The sequence below is a fragment of the Aquisalimonas sp. genome (assembly GCF_007120195.1).
Classification (GTDB): Bacteria; Pseudomonadota; Gammaproteobacteria; order Nitrococcales; family Aquisalimonadaceae; genus Aquisalimonas.
In genome coordinates, this window is record NZ_SKOG01000251.1 from 1 (window position 1) to 2570 (window position 2570).

At 64.9% G+C, this 2570-nt stretch carries 2 protein-coding genes; both read left to right on the forward strand.

Annotation, left to right across the window (positions count from 1 at the left end; all coding sequences use genetic code 11):
- Positions 1-834, forward strand: an 834-nt coding sequence (locus QZT63_RS17605; RefSeq protein ID WP_290653017.1) for a hypothetical protein, incomplete at its 5' end; no start/stop codon positions are given.
- Positions 835-913: 79 nt separating this feature from the next.
- Positions 914-2413, forward strand: a complete 1500-nt coding sequence (locus tag QZT63_RS17610) for an outer membrane protein transport protein (RefSeq protein WP_290653019.1) — start codon at positions 914-916, stop codon at positions 2411-2413.
- The last annotated feature ends 157 nt before the right edge of the window (positions 2414-2570 follow it).

Consider the following 2570-nt stretch of genomic DNA (forward strand, 5'->3'; position numbering starts at 1 on the left):
AGCCATTTCCTGAACGTCTCACAACCACTCGTTCTGCGGGATAACTTGGGACAGGCCGCAGCGGACATGATGGCCCTGCGGCGCGCGCTGACTAACCTAACGCTGCCGGAGGGAGAGAGCCTGGAGCTGAATGCCGGCGAGGTGTACTTGCACGCAATCTCATTGGGCGCGACCGCCGCCATTCCCTTCCTTGCCGTGGATCCGGGCTTGACCGCAGCGGCCCTCGGCGTCCCCGGTGCCGGCCTTGCCCGACAAGCGGTCGCCTCACCCGAGATCGGTGCGCCGATCATTGCAGAGTTCGAGGCTCAAGGGATCCCCGAGGAGAGCAGCGAATTCCAGCAGATCCAGGTCCTCATCCAGACCGCCATCGACTCGGCGGACCCCATCAATCATGCGACTGCATTGGCGCAGGTGGATGATCTGGGCGTTTTGCTGACACAAGTCGTCGGGGGATCGGATATCGACGCCTTCCCCACGGAGCCCGATCAGGTCTTGCCGCCCTCCGTCCCCGGGGCACCGCTGTCGGGCAGCGAACCGTTCTCCCGGGTTGCAGGCCTGGGAGAAATTCCGACCGCCGATCAAGAATTGCCGGATATCTTTGCCGATGATCCCGTGCGCGCGGTTGTCTCGTTCACAGCCGGTGTCCATGGCAGCTATCTGCAGCTTTCCGGCGGGCAACCGGACGCGCCCGTGCCGAATGCCGTCGAGGCGGAGATGCGTGGACAGTACGGCAGCTTCCTTGACTCTGGTGGCATGATGGTCGAACTCGGTGAGGCGCTGGAGGATTTCGACGATGTCGCGCCCGGAGACATCCTGCGCCGGGCTGAGGACTAGCGCGCCCGTGGGGTCAGCGGGGCATACCAACATCACAGGAGGCCTCGGCGGGTTGCAGGCCTTGCGGAGAATAGAGCCCATGCGTACGAAGGACACTGTAATCAGGACAGGGGCATTCGCTATCCTTTCGGTGGTGGCCGGCAGTGCGGGGGCGGCCGGCTTCCAGGTGAACACGCAGGGCATCAAGGCCATGGGCAGCAGTTTCGCAGGCACGGCCGCCACGGCCGAGGACCCAACCACCGTCGCCTACAACCCGGCCGGGATGATGATGCTCGAGGGCACCCAGGCCAGTGCCGGCCTCCACGCGCTACTCACGCGTACCAAATACAATGTGCAGGCCCGGCGCACCCTAATCGAGGGGGACGAGGGCTTTGTTCCCGGATCAGGCAGGGGCCGCGTTGATGAAAACTCCTTCGTCCCCCACGCCTACCTGACCCACCGGCTATCGGCCAACGCCGCCGCGGGCCTTGGCATCTACGTGCCGTTCGGCAATGCCAGTGATTTTCCCGGTGATTTCGTGGGCCGCTACCATGCCCAGTCATCGGACATCGCCACCGTGAACCTCAACCCGGTGTTCGCCTTCCGGCCTCATGAGCAAGTGTCACTGGGTTTTGGCGCCATCGTGCAGTTCATCGATGCCGATATCAGTAACGAAATCGACCTTGGTCACAACCTGGCCAACAGCATCATCGAGCAGCAGAATGGCGTCTCGGATGGGGAGCGCGACGCCATTATCGGCGCGCTGTCCCACGATTTCGACGTCGAAAACGACATCCGCGGTGACAACGTCGCCTTCGCCCTCAACCTGGGGGTGTTGTGGGAGCCCCAGGACGGCACACGCCTTGGCCTGAGCTACCACAGCAAGGTCCAGCATGTTATCGACGGTCGGGCGCGCCGGCCGCAGACCAACGATGACGCATTCCGCAACCGCCTGGTGGGCACGCTGGAGAATCTGGGCGTGCCCAACCCCGAAGAGGTGACGCAGGGGGCGCTGGGGCCGCTGGGCGCAGCCGGCGGTGATATCCGCACCGTCGTGGATCTACCGGAGGTGCTCAACCTGGGGATTGCCCAGGAGCTGAACAGCCAGTGGACCGTGATGGGCGGCGCCACTTTCACCCGCTGGAGCCGCATCGATGAGCTGCGCTTCGAATTCCCCGACGGCAGTGCCGACGGGGGCGAGTCCTTCGCGCAAGGGCTTCCCGAGCTACGTCGCCGGGACCTGGTGCAGCCGTTGCGCTTTCGCGATTCCTGGCGCTACGGCGTCGGCGCCATGTACGAGCTGGACGAGAGCTGGGCGTTCCGGGCGGGTATCGCCTATGACGAGACGCCAGTGCGCAACGCCCGGGCGCGCACCGCGCGGCTGCCGGATAATGACCGGATTCTCCTGTCCGCCGGCACGACCTTCCGCTTTGATGCATTTGACGCGCGTCAGAGCATCGACCTGGCCTACATGTTCGTGCGCGTGCGCAGCTCCCGCATCGACAACGAGGAAGCCGCCGCCCGGACCCGGCACAGGCTGGAGGGGGATTTCCGCACCCGTGCGCACATGTTCGGGGTGCAGTACAACCACCAGTTCTGACGAGCACCGCAATCGCAGGCACGGTGGCCGCCCCGGTGCCAGTGTCCTGTCCCGTAAATACGTTGCGAAAATTGGCGTGGATCCTGACGGTTCCTGGCAAGGCGCGCCGACGAGGCGTAGCGGGGACTACGGCGAGGAGGCGCAACGCCGCCAGGGG

Coding starts and splice junctions, on each gene's coding strand:
- QZT63_RS17610 (WP_290653019.1), top strand. CDS start 914: ATGCGTACGAAGGACACTGTAATCAGGACAGGGGCATTCGCTATCCTT.